This window comes from Sinomonas atrocyanea (assembly GCF_030811715.1).
Lineage (GTDB): Bacteria > Actinomycetota > Actinomycetes > Actinomycetales > Micrococcaceae > Sinomonas > Sinomonas atrocyanea_A.
Genome location: NZ_JAUSRH010000004.1, coordinates 152,352 through 173,035, shown reverse-complemented (window position 1 = coordinate 173,035; position 20,684 = coordinate 152,352). Strand labels below are relative to the sequence as shown.

17 protein-coding genes are annotated in these 20,684 nt (G+C 70.1%); 10 read left to right on the top strand and 7 right to left on the bottom strand.

The window, feature by feature from the left end:
* The first annotated feature begins 128 nt into the window (after positions 1-128).
* A complete protein-coding gene (locus tag J2W21_RS08865) occupies positions 129-293 on the top strand; it encodes a hypothetical protein (RefSeq protein ID WP_307114139.1) in 165 nt (54 codons plus the stop codon).
* A 55-nt stretch (positions 294-348) separates the two neighbouring features.
* Here the strand turns inward: J2W21_RS08865 and J2W21_RS08860 are convergent, their stop codons facing one another.
* From J2W21_RS08860 to J2W21_RS08840, 5 genes are all read right to left on the bottom strand, one after another.
* Positions 349-1,683: a DUF2254 domain-containing protein gene (locus J2W21_RS08860; RefSeq protein ID WP_307114138.1), complete on the bottom strand. Its 1,335-nt coding sequence runs from the start codon at positions 1,681-1,683 to the stop codon at positions 349-351.
* Between the two features lie 70 nt (positions 1,684-1,753).
* Positions 1,754-2,521 carry an amino acid ABC transporter ATP-binding protein gene (locus J2W21_RS08855; protein ID WP_307114137.1) on the bottom strand — a complete coding sequence of 256 codons (768 nt, stop codon included), beginning with the start codon at positions 2,519-2,521 and terminating at the stop codon, positions 1,754-1,756.
* Positions 2,518-3,507 carry an amino acid ABC transporter permease gene (locus tag J2W21_RS08850; protein ID WP_307114136.1) on the bottom strand — a complete coding sequence of 330 codons (990 nt, stop codon included), beginning with the start codon at positions 3,505-3,507 and terminating at the stop codon, positions 2,518-2,520. The genes J2W21_RS08855 and J2W21_RS08850 overlap by 4 nt, the downstream gene beginning before the upstream one ends.
* 6 nt (positions 3,508-3,513) lie before the next feature.
* On the bottom strand, positions 3,514-4,431 hold the full coding sequence (locus J2W21_RS08845) for an ABC transporter substrate-binding protein (RefSeq protein ID WP_307114135.1): 918 nt from the start codon (positions 4,429-4,431) through the stop codon (positions 3,514-3,516).
* 58 nt (positions 4,432-4,489) lie between these two features.
* Positions 4,490-5,776 carry an alpha-hydroxy acid oxidase gene (locus tag J2W21_RS08840; RefSeq protein WP_307114134.1) on the bottom strand — a complete coding sequence of 429 codons (1,287 nt, stop codon included), beginning with the start codon at positions 5,774-5,776 and terminating at the stop codon, positions 4,490-4,492.
* 100 nt (positions 5,777-5,876) lie between these two features.
* On the opposite strand from J2W21_RS08840, the gene J2W21_RS08835 reads away from it, so the two are divergent.
* Entirely contained in the window at positions 5,877-7,553 is a 1,677-nt protein-coding gene (locus J2W21_RS08835; protein ID WP_307114133.1) for a helix-turn-helix domain-containing protein, read from the top strand.
* A 14-nt stretch (positions 7,554-7,567) separates the two neighbouring features.
* On the opposite strand, the gene J2W21_RS08830 is transcribed toward J2W21_RS08835, so the two are convergent.
* Positions 7,568-10,294 carry a cation-translocating P-type ATPase gene (locus J2W21_RS08830; protein WP_307114132.1) on the bottom strand — a complete coding sequence of 909 codons (2,727 nt, stop codon included), beginning with the start codon at positions 10,292-10,294 and terminating at the stop codon, positions 7,568-7,570.
* Between the two features lie 105 nt (positions 10,295-10,399).
* Positions 10,400-11,266 (bottom strand): catechol 1,2-dioxygenase, encoded by an 867-nt coding sequence (catA, locus tag J2W21_RS08825; protein ID WP_307114131.1) that lies wholly within the window; start codon positions 11,264-11,266, stop codon positions 10,400-10,402.
* Between the two features lie 244 nt (positions 11,267-11,510).
* Between catA and benA the strand changes: the two genes are divergently transcribed.
* From benA to catC, 8 genes are all read left to right on the top strand, one after another.
* Entirely contained in the window at positions 11,511-12,860 is a 1,350-nt protein-coding gene (benA, locus tag J2W21_RS08820) for a benzoate 1,2-dioxygenase large subunit (RefSeq protein WP_307114130.1), read from the top strand.
* Between the two features lie 26 nt (positions 12,861-12,886).
* A complete protein-coding gene (gene benB, locus J2W21_RS08815) occupies positions 12,887-13,405 on the top strand; it encodes a benzoate 1,2-dioxygenase small subunit (protein WP_218030580.1) in 519 nt (172 codons plus the stop codon).
* Positions 13,406-13,418: 13 nt separating this feature from the next.
* The gene (gene benC / locus J2W21_RS08810; protein ID WP_307114129.1) at positions 13,419-14,489 is read left to right on the top strand and encodes a benzoate 1,2-dioxygenase electron transfer component BenC; all 1,071 of its coding nucleotides are present in this window, start codon (positions 13,419-13,421) and stop codon (positions 14,487-14,489) included.
* Positions 14,486-15,343: a 1,6-dihydroxycyclohexa-2,4-diene-1-carboxylate dehydrogenase gene (locus J2W21_RS08805; protein ID WP_307114128.1), complete on the top strand. Its 858-nt coding sequence runs from the start codon at positions 14,486-14,488 to the stop codon at positions 15,341-15,343. The genes benC and J2W21_RS08805 overlap by 4 nt, the downstream gene beginning before the upstream one ends.
* A 51-nt stretch (positions 15,344-15,394) precedes the next feature.
* The gene (locus tag J2W21_RS08800) at positions 15,395-18,235 is read left to right on the top strand and encodes a helix-turn-helix transcriptional regulator (RefSeq protein WP_307114127.1); all 2,841 of its coding nucleotides are present in this window, start codon (positions 15,395-15,397) and stop codon (positions 18,233-18,235) included.
* Positions 18,236-18,338: 103 nt separating this feature from the next.
* Positions 18,339-19,292: a LysR substrate-binding domain-containing protein gene (locus J2W21_RS08795; RefSeq protein ID WP_307114126.1), complete on the top strand. Its 954-nt coding sequence runs from the start codon at positions 18,339-18,341 to the stop codon at positions 19,290-19,292.
* Positions 19,282-20,385, top strand: a complete 1,104-nt coding sequence (locus J2W21_RS08790) for a mandelate racemase/muconate lactonizing enzyme family protein (protein ID WP_307114125.1) — start codon at positions 19,282-19,284, stop codon at positions 20,383-20,385. The genes J2W21_RS08795 and J2W21_RS08790 overlap by 11 nt, the downstream gene beginning before the upstream one ends.
* 10 nt (positions 20,386-20,395) lie before the next feature.
* Positions 20,396-20,674: a muconolactone Delta-isomerase gene (catC, locus tag J2W21_RS08785; protein WP_307114124.1), complete on the top strand. Its 279-nt coding sequence runs from the start codon at positions 20,396-20,398 to the stop codon at positions 20,672-20,674.
* Positions 20,675-20,684: the final 10 nt, after the last annotated feature.

Sequence of the window (20,684 nt, the reverse complement as noted above, 5' to 3'; positions counted from 1 at the left end):
GTAGTGCCGGCCTCGGCCGGGCCTCGAAATCGAGTACTGAATACGCGTGACGGCATCGAGGCGGCGGTGCGACTTTGGATGCAGGGCAATCACCCTCCGGAGGCGGCGTTCAGGAGCGGGAGGAAGACATGGGCGACGACGAGGTACTCGACCGTTTGGAGAGCCTGATCGGACGGCTGGAACGGGCCGCATCGATGATCGCAGAGAGCGAGAAGAGGTTCTCCCAGAATGCGGAAGCCATGAGGGAGCGCGACAGGGCGGCCGCACTCGACGCGTGGCGGCGGGGCCGGTGACAACCCTCACGCATCGGAGGGACGTGGACGGCCGAGGCTTGAGCGGCCCGGAGGTCTAGGCGAGCACCGCTAGGACCGCGGCACCTTCGGCCAGCAGGGGCTCGCGGTCCGCGGTTTGGGGAACCATGCGCTGGACATCGTCGAGGAGCGTCTCGACGTAGCGCCGGACGACGGCGCGGTGGGCCTCGTCGCCGAACCCTCCGACGTCGCGGCATACGCGAAGGAGAGCGCGGACTACGCGTGGCTCGTTCGCCCCGTAGCGGCGCACCTGTCCGAGCGCGAGCTCCAAGAGGTACTCGAAGTCGCGGGCGGGCACGTGCAGCCGCACCACGCCCTGCCGGTCCCTCACTGCTCGGGGCCCGTGCTGCCGGACGGTGAGGGCAGCGAGGATCGAGGCCAGGTGGTCCACTGCCTGGTTCGCCGTGTAGGGGTCATTCACCGCGGGCGAGAGTGCCTTGGACGCGATGTCGGCGAGCTGGCGGATGCCGAAGGCGACATCCTGTTCGAGGGTGCGTTCATAGCCGACCCTGACGGCCTGCAGAATCACCCGGCGCAGGTCTGCCAGAGGCCGGGGAGCCAGCGAAGGCCGGTCCCCGCCGTCCGTGTCCCAGACCCATGCGAGCGGTGTCCCCGCGACGACGTGGCGCCCGACGATCGGGACAATCAGGGCGCTCAGGTTCCTGGCCTCCAGCGCCGCGACGAGGGCCCCGACATGGATCGCCTGGACGTACCCGGACCTCGCCGCAGACAAGGCGATCGCACCGTCGGGCGGCGTCGGCAGCCGCACGTGGGGGTCTCCCTCGACGAAGGAGTGCTCGAGCACTCTCAGCGTCGCCTTCTCGACGCCCTTCATCACCTGGTCGATCTGGATCGAATGCGCGAGATGGTGCACGAAGTAGACAAGCATGACCATGCTCACGAACAGGAGGAGCAGCGCGCCGCTGACGGCGAGCCGGGGATAGGTCTCGACGCGCTGGCCGCTGGCGATGCCGACCGTGTACAGCCCTGCCGTGCTGTAGGCGAAGGTCGCGACGAAGACGCTCAAGGTCAGCTGATTGGGGATGTCCCGGAGGAAGTTCCTCAACAGCCGCGGGCTGAACTGCGTCGATGCGAGCTGGAGGGCCACCACCGTCAGGCCGAGGACCAGAGCGATGACTGTGACCATGGTGCTGGCGATGCTGACGAGGAGGCTGCGCGCGTCGTCGGCGGTCCCCTCGAACAGCAGGACAGCAAGGGGCGACGCGGGATCGACGAGGACCGAGGACAGCCAAGCGCCGACGATGAGCGCAACGACGACCGCAGCCGTCGGCATCGCCCAGAGCGAACTGGCCAGGTATTCTCGGACCGCCTCGCGCCTCACAGGGGACACTCTCGGATCGCTGCCCTGCATCGGTCAAGACAAGAGGCAGTCGGGGCGTGAGACCCACCGCGGGCAACACCCGGCGGCTCGCACCTCGTGTCTAGAGCACTTTCGCGAGGAACGCCTTCGTGCGCTCGTGCTGCGGGTTCGTCAGCACGTCGCGCGGGTTTCCGGATTCGACGACGACCCCTCCGTCCATGAAGACCAGCGAATCGGCGACCTCGCGGGCAAAGCCCATTTCATGGGTGACCACGATCATGGTCATCCCGCTCCTGGCCAGTTCCTTCATCACGTCGAGTACTTCCCCGACCAGTTCTGGGTCGAGGGCGCTGGTTGGCTCGTCGAACAGCATCAGCTTCGGGTCCATCGCCAGGGCACGTGCAATGGCCACGCGCTGCTGCTGGCCTCCGGACAGGTGCGCGGGATATTCATTGGCTTTGCCGGCTAGGCCGACGCGCCCGAGGAGTTCCATTGCCCGCGCCGTCGCCTCTGCCTTCGGGCTTCGCTTCACCCTCATGGGGGCAAGAATGATGTTCTCCAACGCTGTGAGGTGCGGGAAGAGGTTGAACCGTTGGAAGACCATGCCGATGTCACGGCGCTGGTACGCCGCCTCGTTCGGCCTGAGCTCGTAGAGCCTGCCCCCCTTCTGGCGGTACCCCACCAGCTGTCCCTCTACTGAGAGCCGGCCTGCATCGACCCGTTCGAGGTGATTGATGCACCGGAGGAATGTTGACTTGCCCGAGCCGCTGGGCCCGACGATGCAGAGCACCTCGCCGGGCTGGACCTTCAGGCTGATGCTCCTGAGCACACGATTGGCTCCGAAGCTCTTGGACACCCGCTCGGCGACCACCATGGGTTCGCTGTTCATCCCTTGCCTCCTGCTTCGTTGCCCGTCGGAGCCGGGGGAAGCGCCATGCTCGCTTCTGTGCCTTCGGGGTGCGGCCCCTTGCCTTCGCGGCGCTGGCCGGATCCGCGGGAGAACCGCTTCTCTATGAAGTGCTGGCCCACCATGAGGACCGAGGTGAAGAGCAGGTACCAGAGAGAGGCGACGATCAGCAGAGGCACGGGGGTGAACGTGACGGCGGAGATCCCGCGGGACACCCCGTACAAGTCGATGCTCAGGGGGATCGCGGCTACCAGCGAGGTGGTCTTCAGCATCGAGATGATCTCATTGCCAGTCGGCGGGACAATGATGCGCATCGCCTGGGGAACGACGACGTAACGCATCGTCTGTCCCCAGGACATCGCCAGAGCGCGGGATGCCTCCTCCTGTCCCCTGTCCACGGCGAGGAGCCCGGCCCTGACGATTTCAGACATGTAGGACGCCTCGTTGAGGCCCAGCCCTATGGCGGCCGTGACGAAGAGATTCGTGAAGATGCTGTTGGGAACTGAGACCCACGGGGTCATGAACGGGATACCGAACGTGAGGTCGGGGTAGATCAGCGGGATGATGCCCCAGAAGACCAGCTGCACGTAGACCGGTGTGCCGCGGAAGATCCAGATGTACAGCCAGGCGATGCTCTTCAGCACGGGGTTGGGGGAGAGGCGCATGATGGCCAGCACCAGACCCAACGTGATCGCGATGACCATCGCATAGACGGTCAGCTGGAGGGTGACCAGAGCGGCTGCGCTGATGCGCTTGTCGAAGACGTACTTGCCGACGTCGGCCCAGCCGTAGTCTTCCCGCTGCGCTGCATCGATGATGAAGACGGCCAGCATCAGGACAAGGATCACCGCGACGAGGTTGCGCCACGGGTGACGGAGCGGAATCGCCTTGATCGCTTCGCCTTCCTGCCCGGCGTCCGCGGACTCAGCGTCGGCTGCGCCTGTACGGCCGGGGTCCCGGGGATTCATCGATGCTTAGCCTTTCGAAGCGATGTTGACGGTGGCGGTCTTGACCCCGCCGCTTTCCACGCCCCACTTGGAAAGGATCTTCTGGTAAGTGCCGTCGTCGATGAGGGCCTGGAGGGCCTTCTGCAGCACCGTCTTGAAGGCGCTGTCCTTGGCAACCGGCATCCCGTACGGGGCCACCTCGAACGCGTCCCCGGCGGTCTGCAGCTTACCCTTCGTCTGGGAAATGGCGTAAAGGGTCACGGGCGAATCGGCGCTCATGGCATCGACCTGTCCGACTGCGAGGGCGTTGGTGGCCTGGTCCTGCGTGTCGAACTTGAAGACCGAGATGGCCGGCTTTCCGGCGTCCGTGCATGCCTTGGACTTGGCCGGCACCTCATGCGTGTCCTCGTAGGTGGTCGCCTGCACCGCCACCTTGAGCCCGCACGCGTTCTTCGGGTCGACCGTCTTTCCCGCCGGGGACGCCCACTGGATGCCGGCGGAGTAGTAATTGACGAAATCGACCTGCTTCTCACGCTCCACGGTGTCGCTGAAGGAGGACATGCCCATGTCGTCCTTTCCCGCCTTCACCGCAGGCAGGATGTTGTCGAACGTGCCGATGTCGAAATTGACCTTCAGCCCCAGCTTCTGGCCCAACGCTTTGGTCAGGTCGACGGACCAGCCGGCCGGCGCCCCGTTGGGGTCCTTGAACTCGTTCGGCGGGTAGTTGTTGGCCATTCCGACGTTGAGCGTCCCAGCACTCTTCATCTTGTCCGGCAGGAGGGCTGCAAGTGCATCGTCCTTCTTGACAGTCGTCGTATCGGCAGAGCCCGGGGAACCTGCGGACCCCGACGCCCCATTCGCGGCTGATCCGGAGTTGTCGACGCATCCGGTCAGGAGCAGGACGGCCGTGGCGGCAAGTGCCGGGACTTTGTAGCTGAGGCGCATGGATGATCCTTCGTTTGGCGGGTCGCCTGCTCGAATCCAGGCGATGTGGGGAAAGCGGTCAGTTCGTGGTGAGCAGCGGTGCTTCTTTGGCGCGTGCCGGAGCCTCGGCTCCCGCCTCAGCAGCATGCCTCAGATCTCGCACGATCTCTGATCCTCTGGACTTCAGCTCGGCCACTGTGGAGACTCCCACAAGCGTCATGGTCCGGCGCAGCTCCTCGCCGAAGATCTCGATGATCCGGCTGACCCCGGCGGAGCCCGCGGCGACCAAGCCGTACAGATAGGGTCGGCCGATGGCACAGCCGTCCGCGCCGAGGGCTATGGCCTTGACGACGTCGCTTCCACGGCGGATGCCGGAGTCGACAAAGATCTCCAGTGCGCTTCCCGCCCGCTGACGGGATTCCTGCAGGACCTCCATAGGGCTGAGCATGTGGTCCAGCTGGCGGCCGCCGTGATTGCTGAGCTGCACTGCGTCGAGGCCGATGCTGGCCGCGCGGGCAACGTCGGCAGGGTTCACGCAGCCCTTGAGAACGATCTTCCCGTCCCAGACCTCGCGGAGCGCTTCCAATTCTGCCCAGCCGCTGCTCGAGTCGGAGTGCCCGAGAATCTGTTGCCACATCGAGGGCGTCACGGTGGGGTTGGAGCCCAGGGGAGACAGGTTCGGAAAGCTGAGCCCCTCCGCGCGGAGGAAGTTGGCCCACCAGCCCGGACGGCTGGCGATGTCGACGAGGGTCGAGAGGGTCAGGCTGGGCGGAGCGGTGAAACCGTTGCGCAGGTCCCGTTCCCTGGACCCCAGTGCTCGGGTGTCCACACCGACGATGAGGGTGTTGAAGCCCGCCGCCTTGCAGCGTGCCAGCTTCTCGTCGCGGACGTCGGCGTCCCGGGAGAGTCCGAAGTTGAACCAGCGGTCGAGGTCCGGGAAGCGCTCGGCGATCGATTCCATCGCCACCGTGCTCATCCCGGCCAATCCGTACGGTATTCCTGCCGCAGCCGCGCCCTCGGCAACAGCCAGCTCACCTTCGGGATGGAACAGCCTCGTTGCCCCCGTCGGAGTGAGCATCACCGGCAGCGCACTCCTTCTCCCCAGCAAGGAAGTGGAGGTATCGGGGCCAGATACGGGCCCCCACGACGGCATCAGGCCCCACGCTCCGAACACCTCTCGGTTGCGCCGCAGGGTGACCTCGTCCTCGGAGCCGCCGTCCAGGTAGTCGAAGATGCCGGCAGGAAGGACGCGGCGTGCGGCCGCGCGGAATTCCGCCACGTTGTAGGCGTTGGCCAGAACTCTGCGTTGCCTCGACACGACAGGTGCCTTGACCTGCACGAGCTGCCTGATGTCACTGAACTTCACGTGGCGCCTTTCGATGGTGGGCCATTGAGCCTGAATTCACCCTAAAATCGGAAGCCTCGTCTCACCATGGACCTAGCGACGAACGGACGGCCAGACGATTGTGATCAACTACCAAGAGCTGGGCGGCGAGGCACCAGGGCCGGCCCGGCCCGTCGCGCCGACCGTCGATGAAGGCCTTCCCACTGTGGACTCGATGAGCAGGCTTATCGGAACGGAGTTCGTCCGCTTGGTGGAGGGCGCCGGCGCTCGCGATCGTTGTGTCTCCGGGTCGGTCCTCTATGACCCGAATGCGCAGCCGACCCCTTTCCCCGGTGCGGTCGCTCTGGGCATCGGTCTGTCCCTTTCGGGAAAGCGCCTTCGCCGCCGCCTCGAGGAGCTGAAAGAGGCGGGGTATGCGGCCCTGGTCTACAAGGCCAACGCAGCTTCGGACGAGCAGCTTCGGGAGGCGGCCCGGGCGGTGGGATTGGCCCTGTTCCGCGCTGCGGACTCCACACCGTGGAACCAGCTCGCCGAGATCATCGACGCGGCAGTCGCTCCCCACCGGACTACCGGGCGAACACTTGTGGATATCCGACCAGGAGATCTCTTCGACCTGGCCAACACCGTGGCCGGACTTGCTGGAGGCGCGATCGCCATCGCTGACCCCGAGCAGACGATTCTCGCCTACTCGACGCTGCCGGACCAGCCGATCGACGACACCAGACGGAATTCGATTCTGCGCCTGCATGTTCCGCAGACCGAACAGAACGACGTCGACTACCGGCGGGTGCACGCCTCTCGCGACGTCGTCGACGTGGTGACCGAGGAGCCCGGACTCAGGCGCTGTGCTGTGGCCATCCGCGCGGCCGACTCGGTGCTCGGTTCGCTGTGGCTGCTGACCTCGGCGGAGAGCATCGGAGCCGATACCGCCCGGGTGATGAGGGAGGCCGGGAATGTCGCGGCTCTGCACCTCCTGCACCGCCGCACGACCTACGTGTCCAATCTGACCCGGCAGGTCGATCTGGTGAAGCCGCTGCTGTTCGAACCTGAACGGGCGGAGCTGACTGCCCTGAGACTGGGCATCACCTCAGCGTCGGTGCGGATCGCAGCCGTCAGCTCGTGGCCCCTGCAGCCTGATCCGCTTGAGACGCTGCAGGCGCGTCTGCGACTGTTCGACGTCGTGCGAACGGCGTGCGCGGTGCGCCTCCCCTCCGCCGTCTGCGGTCTCGCTGACCACATCGTGTACATCGTTCTGCCCCACACTGATGAGTCCTCGCGGCGGTTCCATCGGGAAGCGATACTGCGCGTTGTGCAGAACGGGGCGCGAGTGCTTTCCCGCCCGGTCGTCGCCGGCCTCGGCGGAATCGCTCCGCTGAACAGGTTGGAGCAATCACGAACGGATGCAGAAGCGGTGCTCGCCGAGCTCGTCCGCGACCTCGACGGAGGTCGGGTGACGGCCGAGTCCGGGGGCGTGGTCGCCGACCGGGAGTCATTGGGCGCTCGGCTCAGCCTGCGCCACATGGTCATGGAACTGGAGCAGGCAGGCCATCTTCCTGGTGAGTATGCAACGCTGATTGCTGACTACGATGCCGAGCACAAGACGTCCTTTGCCGAAACGCTCCGTGTCTATCTTGATGTCGGCAGCAACGCCATCGAAGCGGCGAAGCAGCTCGGACTCCACGTGAACACCGTCCGCTACCGCCTCTCGCGCATCCACCCCGTGTTCGGCATTGACCTCGGCGACGCCGACACTCGGCTGCTGCTGTGGCTGCAGCTCTGGGCTGGACACCATCACTAGCGATCCCGCCGACGTCAGAGCCGGAGGGCCCGATGCCGGCGGAACCATCGGAAGATCTCGTCTGCGCCCCACACCACGAACGGGAATGGGACGAGCAGGAGCAGCTGCCAGGGAGCCGGGACCGCCGTCCCGAAGACGGCCTGCAGCGGCGGGACGCAGACGATGGCCGCGGAGAAGGCGATCTCGAAGGCGATGCCCCACAGCAGGAGGCGGTTGGTGCCCACTCCGATCTGGGGGAGGGAAGCGGTCTGGGTGCGCGCAGCGAACGCGGTGCCGATCTGGCACGCGACGATCCCGAGGAAGGACATCGTGGTGGCCTGCACCCATACTGCGTGGAGGTGGCCGGAAGCGGTGGACTCGCCGTAGTGCCATCCCCCGGCGAGGAGGGCCGCGAGGAAGACGCCCGTGACCAGGACGGCCGAGACGCCGCCCAGCAGCCCCCACGCGCGGGCGAGCATGGGACCGTCGATCACGTTCTGCCCGCGCTCGCGGGGCGGCCGCTCCATCGTGCCGGGCTCCTCGGGCTCGCGGCCGAGGGCGAGCGCCGGCAGCGTCTCCGTGCCCAGGTCCACGGCAAGGATCTGCATGACCGTCAGGGGCAGCGGCACCGCCCCGCCGGCCACGGCATAGAGGAGGAACGGCACGACCTCGGGGGTCGCGTGGGCGAAGATGTAGACGATGAACTTGCGCACGTTGTCGTAGACACGGCGCCCCGAGCGGACCGCGCTGACGATGGAGGCGAAGTCGTCGTCCGTGAGCACCATGGCGGCGGCCTCCCGCGCCACGTCCGTGCCGGACCGGCCCATGGCGACCCCGATGTCGGCGCGGTGCAGCGCCGGAGCGTCATTGACGCCGTCGCCCGTCATCGCGACGACGTAACCGAGGTCGCGGAGCGAATCGGCGATCCTCAGCTTCGCCTCGGGGGAGCTGCGCGCGAAGATGAGCTCCTGCTCCGTGCCGAGCAGCGCGTCGAGCTCGGCCTCGGGCATGGCGTCCAGCTCGGTGCCGTTGACCACGCGGATGTCCCCGCCCCCGATCCCCACGCGCGCGGCGACCCCGCGGGCGGTCAGGCCGTGGTCGCCGGTGACGATGATGAGCCGGATCCCCGCGGCGTGGCAGCTGGCCACGGCGTCCGAGACCTCGGGCCGCGGCGGGTCCAGCAGCGCGGCAACGCCCAGCAGGGTGAGCCCGCTCTCGGCCTCAGCCCGGGTGAGCGCGGCCGGGTCTCCCGCAACGCTGCGCTCGGCCACGGCGAGCACGCGCAGCCCCTGCTCGGCCCACGCGTCCACGGCCGCAACCACCTGGGCGCGCTCAGCCTCGGAGAGCGGCGTCCGGCCTCCGCCCGGGGCGGCCGCCCAGCGGCACAGCGGCAGCAGCTCCTCGGGCGCGCCCTTGCAGTGGACCCAGGCCCCGCTGCCCTCGGCGTCGACCGTGGACATGCGCCGCAGCGCCGGGTCGAAGTGGAACTGGGCGAGCCTGGTGACGCCTTCCCGGCCGCTGGGCAGCCCGAGCGCCCGGGCGGCGTGCAGGAAGGCCAGCTCGGTCGGGTCGCCGGCCTCGGTGCCGTCTGCACCGAGGCTCGCGTTGCTGCAGGCCACGGCCGCGGCGGCGAGCCGGGCGAGGCCCGAGCCGCCAGCGGCAGGCGGGAGGGCGGCGTCGACCGTCACGGTCCCCGTCTCCGGGGTCCACAGTGCCACGGCCCGCATCCTGTTCATGGTCAGGGTGCCGGTCTTGTCGGTGCAGACCACGCTCGTGGAGCCGAGCGTCTCGACCGCGGAGATCCGCTTCACGAGCGCGCCCTCGCGGGCCAGCACCCGGACGCCGACGGCGAGGGCGAGCGTGATCGTGGGCAGCAGTCCTTCGGGGACGTTGGCCACGAGGAGCCCGATCGCGAAGTTCATCGCGTCGCCGAGGGGCAGGCCGGCCAGGAGGGTGCCGACCGGGATGAAGGCTCCGCCCATGAGGAGGGCGACGACGGCAATCACCCGGGCGACGCGGGTCACCTGCTTCTCGAGCGGGCTGCTTTCGTGGCCGACCCTCTCCGACAGTGCCGCGATGCGGCCCAGCTCCGTGTGCATGCCGGTGGCGAAGACCAGCGCGGTCGCCTCGCCGCCCGTGCAGCTCGTGCCGCTGAACACCGAGTCCGAGGCCTCCAGGAGGCGCTGCGCGAGCGGGCCTCCGGCGTCGGCGCTGCGCAGCACGGGCAGCGATTCTCCCGTGAGGGTCGAGACGTCCATCTCCACCGAGCCGGCCAGGAGCCGCGCATCGGCCGAGACGCGGTCGCCCTCGCGCACCACGATCACGTCCCCGGGGACGAGGAGCCGGGCGTCGACGAGCACCTCCTGGCCGTCGCGGACAGCGCGGGCCGAGGGCGGCAGGTAGGCGGCGAGGGCCTCGACGGCGTGCTCGGCGTGGCGCTCCTGGAGGAACGCGAACGCCGCGTTGAGGACGATCACGGCGACGATGGCGGCGGCGAGGGCTCCGGATCCCGTCACCCAGCTCAGGACGGCGGCCAGCCAGAGCAGGAGGGCGAGCGGCTGGGTGAGCTGGCCGAGGATCTGCCGGGGCCACCGGCGGCCGCCCCTCCGCGTGAGCGCGTTGGGCCCGTAGACCACTTGGCGCCGCACCGCCTCCCGGGCGGTCAGGCCGCGGCGGCTCGAGCGCAGGTCCCGCAGGAGCCGGTCCACTGAGGCACGCGGATCCACGTGGACCCCGGTCTCGGCGGCGGCCTCGCGGTTCATCTCCGCAGTAGACCGCGCGGGGACGTTGCGGGGCCAGAGGCCACAGACCATGGTGCCCCGCCCGGCGCAGCGCGCAGGACGGGGCACCCAGAGGTCGCCGCGGGCTCAGTCCTCGGGATCGAGGGTGAAGTCGTAGACCATCTCCTCGCCGGCGCCCTCGGCGGCCGGCTTCGGGTCGAGGATGAGCTCGGGCTTGACTGCCGAGGCGATGTCGTCGTCGTTGTGGGCATCGCCCGGGAAGTACAGCTGTGCGGTGATCTGCTGGTGGCCCGGCGCGGAGACCTTGACGTGGATGTGGGCGGGGCGCCACGCGTGCCAGCCGGCTGCCGCGATGAGCTTGCCGCACGCGCCGTCGGTCGGGATCTGGTACGGCGCCGGGCGCATGGTCTGGATCTCGAAGTTCCCGTCCTCGTCGGCGAGGACCGTGCCGCGGAGGTTCCACTCGGGCAGGCCGGGGGCGTACTGGGAGTAGAAGCCGGCGCCGTCGGCGTGCCAGATCTCGACCTTGCCGCCCGCGAGCCCGCTGCCGTCGAGACCGCGGATCTGGCCCCTCCACGTCAGCTCCGTGCCCGGCTCGTCCTCGCGGCGCGGCAGGCGCGCCGGAGTCGGCTGCGCGGGGGAGTCGGGGACGTAGTAGGGGCCCTCGATCGTGCCCTTCGAGCCCTTGCGGTCCTCGGTCGCGACCTCTTCGACCACGTGCTCGACCCACACGTCGAGGAAGAGGGGCCACTCGCCGTCCTCGCCGACCCCGATCAGCCACTCCTTGAGGGCGTTGTACTCGTCGTAGGTGACCTTGTGGGTGCGGATGGTGGCGTACACCGCCTCGAGGACCTCGCGGGCCAGGAGCGAGACGCGCTCCTTGGGCACCTCGAGGGCGGCGCGCTTGCCGCTGGACTTGAAGCGCTCGGTGGCCTTGTTCCCGGATTCGGCAGCCTTCGCGTCGAATTCGCTCAGGGTCTGGCTCATGGTCATCCTCCTCGATGAACAGCTGGGGTGTGGCGGGCGGCACAGGCAGCTCGCATTGCCCTTCACGCTAGGAGGAGCAATTGCCGCTGCACAAATACCTAGTTCCATTGAATTGATATCCGTGGAGTTTCAAAAGCACCCTTGGCCGACCCTAGGAAATGCCCCAGTGTGATCCAGGCCACCAGTTGACAGGATCGTTCAAGCCCGCGGCGTCGACGTCGTGGAAAGCCACAGGCAAAGGGAGAACACCATGACGGAAACCCTGGACCATGTCCGCGCCCAGCTCTCCGACGCGCTCATCGAGGACGCGTCCACCGGAACCTTCCGGGCCAAGCGCAGCATCTTCACCGACGAGGAGCTGTTCGAGCTCGAGATGAAGTACATCTTCGAGGGGAACTGGGTCTACCTCGCCCACGAGAGCCAGATCCCCGAGGTCGGGGACTACTTCACCACCTACATCGGCCGCCAGCCGGTCGTGATCTCCCGCGCCAAGGACGGCGAGCTGCACGCCCACATCAACGCGTGCAGCCACCGCGGCGCGATGCTGTGCCGCCGGAAGACGGACAACCGCACCACCTTCACCTGCCCGTTCCACGGCTGGACGTTCTCCAACAACGGCAAGCTGCTCAAGGTCAAGGACCCCAAGGGCGCCGGCTACCCTGAGCAGTTCAACAAGGAGGGCTCGCACGACCTGACCAAGGTGGCCCGGTTCGAGAGCTACCGCGGCTTCCTCTTCGGCAGCGTCAACCCGGACGTCAAGCCGCTCGAGGAGCACCTCGGCGAGGCCGCCAAGGTGATCGACCTGATCGTGGACCAGTCACCCGAGGGCCTCGAGGTGCTCCGCGGCGCCTCCACCTACACGTACGACGGCAACTGGAAGGTCCAGGCGGAGAACGGTGCGGACGGCTATCACGTCTCCGCCACCCACTGGAACTACGCCGCCACCACGGCCCGGCGCGGCACGGGCGAGTCGGCCAACGAGACCAAGGCCATGGACGCCGGCACGTGGGGCAAGCAGGGCGGGGGCTACTACTCGTTCGAGCACGGCCACCTGCTGCTGTGGATGTGGTGGGGCAACCCCGAGGACCGCCCCAACTTCGACAAGCGCGAGGAATGGAGCCAGCGGTTCGGCGCCGAGCGCGCGGAGTTCATGATCGGCGCCTCCCGCAACCTCTGCCTCTATCCGAACGTCTACCTCATGGACCAGTTCAGCTCGCAGATCCGCCACTTCCGGCCGATCTCCGTGGACAAGACCGAGGTGACGATCTACTGCATCGCCCCGAAGGGCGAATCCGCCGAGGCGCGCGCCAACCGCATCCGCCAGTACGAGGACTTCTTCAACGCCACGGGCATGGCCACCCCCGACGACCTCGAGGAGTTCCGCTCCTGCCAGAAGACCTACCTCGCCACCGCCGCGCCGTGGAACGACATGAGCCGCGGCCAGGCCCACCAGATCACCGGCCCCGACGAGACGGCGAAGGGCCTCGGCCTCAACCCCATCTCGAGCGGGGTGAAGACCGAGGACGAAGGCCTGTACCCGATCCAGCACGGCTACTGGCGCGAGTGCATGCGGGCCGCCGTCGAGGCCGAGTCCCGCTGACCTGCAGGCACCAGAAGGAGAACCCCATGACGCTCATGACCACGATCGTTCCCGGGACCATCGGGCTCGAGGACATCCGCCAGTTCCTCTACCGCGAGGCCGGCTTCCTCGACGACCGCGAGTTCGACCGCTGGGTCGACTGCTACCACCCCGAGGCGGAGTTCTGGATGCCCGCGTGGGCCGACGACGACACGCTCACCGAGGACCCGCAGCGCGAGATCTCACTCATCTACTACCCCAACCGCGGCGGCCTCGAGGACCGGGTCTTCCGCATCAAGACCGAGCGCTCGGGCGCCACGAGCCTCCCCGACCCGCGCACCGGCCACAACATCACCAATGTCGAGATCCTGCGCCAGGAGGGCGACCTCGTCGACGTCCGCTTCAACTGGTTCACGCTCTACTACCGCTACAACACGGTGGACACCTACTTCGGGGTCTCGTTCTACACGATCGACTTCTCCGGCACGCAGCCGGTGATCACCAAGAAGAAGGTGGTCCTCAAGAACGACTACATCCACCACGTCGTGGACATCTACCACATCTAGGAAGGACCAGCTCATGACTGCGAACACTGGGCACAGCGTCGCGCTCTCCTTCGAGGACGGCGTCACCCGCTTCATCAGCGTCACCCCCGGCCAGACGGTCGCCGACGCCTCCTACCGGGCGCGGATCAACATCCCCCTCGACTGCCGCGACGGCGCGTGCGGCACCTGCAAGGCCTTCTGCGAGTCCGGCTCCTACGACGGCGGGGACTACATCGAGGAGGCCCTCACCGAGGACGAGGCCGTCGCCGGCTACTGCCTCCCGTGCCAGATGACCCCCGAGAGCGACCTCGTCCTGCGGATCTCCGGCACCGCGGAGATGGCCAAGAGCGGCGTGGGCCGCTTCACCGCCACCATCGATCAGCTCCACTGGTACGCGGACAACACCGCGGGCCTCACCCTTTCCGTGGAGGACCGGGAGCAGCTCGCCTACCTTCCCGGCCAGTACATGAACGTCCTCGTGCCGGGCACGGACCAGCAGCGCAGCTACTCGTTCAGCAGCGGCCCCGACGCCGAGCAGCTCACCTTCCTGATCCGCACCGCCCCGGACGGGGCCATGACCACCTACCTCAAGGAACGGGCAGCGGTAGGCGACACCCTCGTCCTCGAGGGCCCCAAGGGCAGCTTCTTCCTCCGCGAGGTGAAGCGCCCGGTGCTCATGCTCGCCGGGGGCACGGGCATCGCGCCGCAGCTGGCCATGCTCGAGAAGATCGCCCAGGCAGCCGCCGGCGGGACAGCCCCCGGGCACCCGATCCACCTCGCCTACGGCGCCACGTGGGACAAGGACCTCATCGAGGTCGAGGCCCTCGAGCGGTACGCGGCCGCCATCCCGGGGTTCACGTTCAGCACCATCGTGGCCGACGCGGAGTCGCAGCACCCGCGGAAGGGCTACGTCACGCAGCACCTGCTGCCCGAGCACCTCAACGACGGCGACGTGGACGTGTACCTCTGTGGGCCGCCGGCCATGGTCGACGCCGTGCGCCGCTACTTCGAGGGCGAGGGGATCGAGCCGGCGAACTTCTACTACGAGCGGTTCGCCGTGGGCGCCGTCCCGGCCCCCGCGCTCGCCGCGGCCGGCGCCGCATGAGCAGCGCAGCGGGCACAGTCCCAGAGACCCTCGCCGAGGCCGCCGTGTCCGTCCACCCCGGCCGGTTCTCCGGCAAGGCCGTGGTGGTCACCGGTGCGGCACAGGGCATCGGGCGGGCCGTGGCCGAGCGGATCGCGGCGGAGGGCGGCGAGGTCACCCTCGTGGACCGGGCGGATCTGGTCCACGACGTGGCGGACGGGATCCGCACCGGCGGGTCGGCCTCCGGCGCCGCTGCCGCCGCGGCGCACGCCGTCACCGCGGACCTCGAGACGTTCGACGGCGCGCTGGCCGCCACCGAGGCGGCCGTCGCCGCCGCGGGGCGCATCGACGTCGTGGTGAACAACGTGGGCGGGACCATCTGGGCCAAGCCGTACGAGCACTACACCCCCGAGGAGATCGAGAAGGAGGTGCGGCGCTCCCTGTTCCCCACCCTGTGGATGTGCCGGGCCGCCCTGCCCCACCTCATCGGCCAGGGATCCGGCACGATCGTCAACGTCTCCTCCGTGGCCACCCGCGGCGTCAACCGCGTCCCGTACGCCGCGGCCAAGGGCGGGGTGCGCGCCATCACGACCGCGCTCGCGCTCGAGGCCGCCCCGCACGGGGTCCGCGTCGTCGCGACCGCCCCCGGCGGTACCGAGGCCCCGCCGCGCGCGGTCCAGCGCGGCCCCCTGCCCGGTACCGAGCAGGAGAAGGAGTGGTACCAGCAGATCGTGGACCAGACGGTCGAGTCGTCCCTCCTGAAGCGGTACGGGACCCTCGCCGAACAGGCCGCCGCGATCTGCTTCCTCGCCTCCGACGAGGCCTCCTACATCACGGGAACCGTCCTGCCCGTCGCCGGGGGAGACCTGGGTTAGGCAGAGGGGGAAGCCGCGGCACCGAGCCGACGGAGGCGCTAGCCTCGGAGCATGGTGAACCCCCACGAGGCCGTGGTTGCGCGCGCCCGGGAGCTGTCCGCGCTGGACGCCCTCCTGGGCGCTGCCCCCTGCGCCGTGGTCGAGGGGCCAGCGGGCATCGGCAAGACGGCCCTCGCCAGGGCGTTCGCCGCGTCCCGTCCCGAGGCGGAGATCCTCTGGGCCTCCGCCACGCCCTGGGAGCAGGCGCTGGACGGCGGCCTCCTCGCCCAGCTCGGCATCGTCCCCGGCCCCGAGGAAACCCCGGCCGGGCCGAACCCGGCCGGGCCCCCCGCCGGCGTGGGCGCCGACTCCTGGGCCGCCGGGGAACCGCCCGGGTGGCTGGCCGCGGGACGCGCCGCACTGGACCGCCTTGCCGCGCTTGCGGGCCGCGGCCCCGTGCTCGTGGTGCTCGATGCGCTCGAGCACGCCGACGTCCTGTCCCTCGAGGCCCTGGCCTTCGCGCTCCGCCGCCACCCGTCAGGGGTCGCCGTCCTGGCCACGTGCGGGCCAGCGGGAACCCGTCCCGGCAGCGCGGCGGCCGTCTTCGCCGCGGCCGTGGGCGCACGGCGGCTGCACCTCGGACCGCTCACCGTCGAGGGGCTGAAGGAGCTGGCCGCCGCACGGTACGGGCTGGACCTCGCGGCAGGAGCACTGAACGGGCTCTGGCGCGCCAGCGGGGGCGTCCCGGAGCTGGCCCTCGAGGCGATCGCCGACGGGGTCGAGGAGGCAGGGGAGGCGCGGTTCGCCGCGGAGGGGCCGCGCGGCGTCGTCCGTTCCGTCGCCGCGCGCACCGCGGCTGCCCTCGCCGCCCTCCCGCCGCAGGCCCGGGCCCTCGTCGAGGCGGCGAGCGTGCTCGGCGACGCCCCGGACGCCGCGGACGCGGCGGCGCTGGCCGGCCTGCCCGGCGACCCCGCGCTGCTCGAGGCGGCGGACGCGGCCTGGGCCGCTGGGCTCCTCGAGTGCCACACGGTGGCGGGCGGCCTCCGCCTCACCTTCCCGGACGCGCTCGCCCGAGAGGCCGTGCACCACGGGCTCGGACCACTGCGCGCGGCAGCCCTGCACGCCCGGGCCGCCGAGACTGCCCCCACCACCGCGGAGAGAGTCCGTCACCTGGTCGCTGCGGCGCCGACGCCCGACGCCGCCCTGGCCGCCACCGTGGACCGCCTCGCCGAGGAGGAGGCCGAGGCGGGCGACTGGGGCGCGGCCGCCGACGCGCTGGTCGCCGCGGCGCGGCTGCATGCCGACCCGGCACTGCGCGAGGACCGGCTGGTGCGGGCGGCCGAGGCGATGGTCGCCGCAGGTGACCTCGAGCGCGCCGCCCCGCTGGCCCGGCAGATCGAGTCGCTGCCGCAGACCCCCGGCCGCGACGCCGCGCTCGCCTACTACGCAATCCACCGGGGGCAGGCGCGCCGGGCGGGGGTGCTGCTTCGCCGCGCGTGGGAGCACCGGTCCCCGGCCTCCCCGGCGGACCTGTCCGCGCGCATCGCCCAGTACAGGGTCCTCGACGCCCTCGGGAACTGGGACGGCCGCGGCATGCTCGCCTGGACCGAGACCGCGGTGCGCCTCGCCGGACCGGACAGCTCCGCCGGCATCGAATCCCGCGCCATGCTGGGCCTTGCCCTCGGCTCGATGGGGCGGTGTGACGAGGCCCGGCGCGCCTACGACGAGCTCGCGGCGTCTCCGCACCTCGCCGCCCGCGACCAGCGCCTCCACCTCGGCCGGGGCTGGCTCGCACTCGCCCTGGACGATCTCGACGCCGCGCGGCTCGAGCTGCGCGCAGCGATCCCTCCCGCGCCGCGGCCGGGCTCGCTGAGGATCGCGCTGTGGGCGCACGGCTGGCTCGCCCGGGCCGAGTTCGCGGCGGGACGCTGGGACGACGCCCTCGCGACCGCGCATGCAGGCATCGCCTTGAATGGGCCGGTGGGCATGGACCTCGTGGCCCCGCTCCTGCACCTGACGGTGGCGCAGATCAGTGCCCTCCGGGGCCGGGCCGGCGAGGCGGCCGAGCACAGCGGCCGGGCCCAGGTGGGTCCGGAAGCCTACCCGGTGATGCAGGTGGCGGCGGCGATGGCGGCTGCGGCGGTGCACGAGAGCGTGGGGGACTACGCGGGAGTGCTGCGTGACTACGAGCCAGTGGTCCGGATGGACCGGTCCTCCGGGCTCGATCAGCCGGGGTTCTGGCCGTGGCAGGACGTCTACGCCAACGCGCTGGTGATGGTCGGCGACCTCGACCCGGCCGATGCCTTCCTGGCCCCGCTCGAGGAAGCGGCCGCCGCGGCGGGCCACCGCAGCACGATGGCGCGCCTGGGCTCCGTGCGCGGCCGGCTTCTGGGCGCCCGGGGCCAGACCGACGAGGCCGTGCACACGTTCGAGGAGGCACTCGCGGCGATCGAGGGCCTGGCGCTCCCCTGGGGCACGGCCCGCGTCCGCTTCGCCTACGGGCAGACGCTCCGCCGTGCCGGCAGGCGCAGGGATGCCACTGCGGTGCTCGCCCGGGCACGCGACGGCTTCGCGGGCCTCGGTGCGAGCGTGTACGTGGCCCGCTGCGAGCGGGAGCTCCAGGCCGCCGGCACCGGGGCATTCCGGATCCGCGCGGCCGGCCCGGCGGGAGAGCCGGACGAGTCCGCCCCGAGCGGCCCGCCCTCCGCGCCGTTCACATCCCAGGAGGAGGCCGTCGCGCGGCTCGTGGCCGCCGGGCGGAGCAACCGCGAGGCCGCGCGGGAACTCTTCGTCTCCGTCAAGACCGTGCAGTACCACCTCACCCGCATCTACGCGAAGCTGGGCATCGGCTCGAGGTCGGAGCTCGCAGCGGTCTACCGGTCCGGTGCGACGGACGGGATTGATATCCCCTAGCTCTTGATGCGGCTCGTTTGGGTATTTCCCTCGACACAACCGCGCGCCTAAGGTGAAACGGGAAGCAGCCCGGACGGGCCGCGGCCGAGCACCAGGAGGACCGATGGAGACCAGGCATCTGCGCTACTTCATCGCCGTCGCGGAGGAGCGCCACTTCGGCCGTGCCGCGCAGCGCCTCCACATGGCGCAGCCCCCGCTGTCGCAGCAGATCAGGCAGCTCGAGGAGCAGCTGGGCACCCAGCTGTTCGAGCGGACCACCCGCAGAGTCGAGCTCACCCCCGCCGGCGAGCTCCTCCTCGACCGTGGCCGCCGCATCCTGCGCGACCTCGAGGAACTGGAATCGGACGTCGCCGAGGTGGGCGCGGGTGCCGCCGGGGTGATCAGGATCGGACTCTCCGGTTCCGCGACCTACCGCCTGCTGCCCACCCTGGTGAAGAGGGCACGCACCGAGCTGCCGGGCCTCAAGCTCAGCGTCCACGGCGAGATGCTCACCCCGCAGATGGTCCGGGGGCTCGAGGAGGGGAGCCTCGACGTCGCGGTGCTCCGCCCGCCGGTGGCCTCACCTGAGGTGGCCCTCGCCCCGCTCGAGCAGGACCGCCTCGTCGCAGCGCTGCCCGCCGGCTCGCCGTGGGCCGACCACGCCGAACTCGACCTCCGCGACCTCGCGGACGAGCCGTTCGTCGGCTACCCGGCGGACTCCGTGGTCACCCGGATCTTCCGCGAGGCCTGCCGTGCCGAGGGCTTCACGCCCCGGGTGGTGCAGGAGGCGGCCGAGACCTCCACCCTCCTCTCCCTCGTCGCCGCCGGCATGGGGATGGCCCTCGTGCCCATGGCCTCGCGCATCCTCACGATCGAGGGCATCGTCTTCCGCCCACTCGCGCACCCGCCCGCCGTCGACCTCGCCGTCGCCTGGCGCGCGGGCGAGGAGACGCCGCTCGTGCGGCGGCTCCTCGAACTGTTCGACACTGTCCCGGCACCCGGGCGCGCTCCCCGCGGGAGCCGGCCCCTCGCCGTCGTCCGCTCACCCCTTGCCCAGGAGGCCGCGCGTGAAGATTGAACGCATCGAGGCGATCCCCTACGCGATCCCGTACACCCACCCGCTGAGGTTCGCCAGCGGGGAGGTGCACACCGCGGAGCACGTGCTGATCCGGATCTCCACGGACGAGGGGCTTGTGGGCGTCGCGGACGCCCCGCCGCGGCCCTACACGTACGGGGAGACGCAGGAGTCCATCATCGCCGTGGTGCGCGACCTGTTCGCCCCGCAGCTGGTGGGCCTCGACCCGCTCGACCGCGAGAAGGCCCAGCGGATCATGGGCCGCACGGTCCACAACGCGACCGCCAAGGGTGCGATCGACATCGCCCTGTGGGACCTCGTGGGGAAGGCCCTGGCAGTGCCCGTGCACCGGCTCCTCGGCGGGTACGCGGACGGCATGCGCGTGGCGCACATGCTCGGCTTCCGTCCCGCGCCCGAGCTGCTCGAGGAGGCCCTGCGCTTCCGTGAGCAGTACGGGGTCACCACCTTCAAGCTCAAGACCGGCCGGCGGCCGCTGGCCCTCGACGTCGAGGCGGCGCGGGTCCTGCGGGAGGGCCTCGGCGACGAGGCCGAGATCTACCTCGACGCCAACCGGGGGTGGAGCGCCAACGAGGCCCTGGAGGTGCTGCGCCGCACGGAGGGCCTGGGGCTGTCCGCACTCGAGGAGCCCTGCGACGCGGCCGAGGCGATGGGCCGCCGGCGGCTTGTGCAGCATTCGCCGGTCCCGATCGTGGGCGACGAGTCTGTGCCCACCCCCGGCGACGTCTCCCGCGAGCTCCTCTCCGGCGGCTGCACCGCGGTCTGCATCAAGACCGCCCGCAGCGGCTTCACCCAGGCCACCGAGATCCTCGGCCTGTGCACCGGGCTCGGTGTCGACGTGACCATGGGCAACCAGATCGACACCCAGATCGGGTCTCTCGCGACCGTCACCTTCGGAGCCGCCCACGAGGCGAGCCAGCGCCGCGCCGGAGAGCTCTCCAACTTCCTCGACATGGCCGACGACCTCCTCGCCGAGCCGCTCGAGATCCGCGACGGCGCCCTGCGCGTCCGCGAGGCGCCCGGCGTGGGCGCCGAGATCGACGAGGCCAAGCTGGCCCGCTACCGCCAAGACTCCTAGGAGGTCCCCGATGCTGTACCTGGTCCGCATGGACGTCCGCCTGCCCGCGGACATGCCGCCCGCGCAGGCCGCGGAGGTCAAGGCCCGCGAGAAGGCCTATTCGCAGTCGCTCCAGCGGGACGGACGCTGGCCGCACCTGTGGCGCATCGCCGGGGAGTATGCGAACTATTCTGTGTTCGACGTCGAGGGCCACGACGAGCTGCACGAGCTCCTCTCGAGCCTGCCGCTCTTCCCGTACATGGACATCGACGTGACGCCGCTGGCGCGCCACCCCTCCGCCATCGCCTGAAACCTGTTGT

Excerpts from the sequence above, each read along its gene's own strand:
- J2W21_RS08795 (WP_307114126.1), top strand. The coding sequence starts at position 18,339 with ATGGAGACCAGGCATCTGCGCTACTTCATCGCCGTCGCGGAGGAGCGC.
- benA (WP_307114130.1), top strand. The coding sequence starts at position 11,511 with ATGACGGAAACCCTGGACCATGTCCGCGCCCAGCTCTCCGACGCGCTC.
- benC (WP_307114129.1), top strand. The coding sequence starts at position 13,419 with ATGACTGCGAACACTGGGCACAGCGTCGCGCTCTCCTTCGAGGACGGC.
- catC (WP_307114124.1), top strand. The coding sequence starts at position 20,396 with ATGCTGTACCTGGTCCGCATGGACGTCCGCCTGCCCGCGGACATGCCG.
- J2W21_RS08800 (WP_307114127.1), top strand. The coding sequence starts at position 15,395 with ATGGTGAACCCCCACGAGGCCGTGGTTGCGCGCGCCCGGGAGCTGTCC.
- J2W21_RS08845 (WP_307114135.1), bottom strand. The coding sequence starts at position 4,431 with ATGCGCCTCAGCTACAAAGTCCCGGCACTTGCCGCCACGGCCGTCCTG.
- catA (WP_307114131.1), bottom strand. The coding sequence starts at position 11,266 with ATGACCATGAGCCAGACCCTGAGCGAATTCGACGCGAAGGCTGCCGAA.
- J2W21_RS08855 (WP_307114137.1), bottom strand. The coding sequence starts at position 2,521 with ATGAACAGCGAACCCATGGTGGTCGCCGAGCGGGTGTCCAAGAGCTTC.
- J2W21_RS08860 (WP_307114138.1), bottom strand. The coding sequence starts at position 1,683 with ATGCAGGGCAGCGATCCGAGAGTGTCCCCTGTGAGGCGCGAGGCGGTC.
- J2W21_RS08850 (WP_307114136.1), bottom strand. The coding sequence starts at position 3,507 with ATGAATCCCCGGGACCCCGGCCGTACAGGCGCAGCCGACGCTGAGTCC.
- benB (WP_218030580.1), top strand. The coding sequence starts at position 12,887 with ATGACGCTCATGACCACGATCGTTCCCGGGACCATCGGGCTCGAGGAC.
- J2W21_RS08805 (WP_307114128.1), top strand. The coding sequence starts at position 14,486 with ATGAGCAGCGCAGCGGGCACAGTCCCAGAGACCCTCGCCGAGGCCGCC.
- J2W21_RS08865 (WP_307114139.1), top strand. The coding sequence starts at position 129 with ATGGGCGACGACGAGGTACTCGACCGTTTGGAGAGCCTGATCGGACGG.
- J2W21_RS08830 (WP_307114132.1), bottom strand. The coding sequence starts at position 10,294 with ATGAACCGCGAGGCCGCCGCCGAGACCGGGGTCCACGTGGATCCGCGT.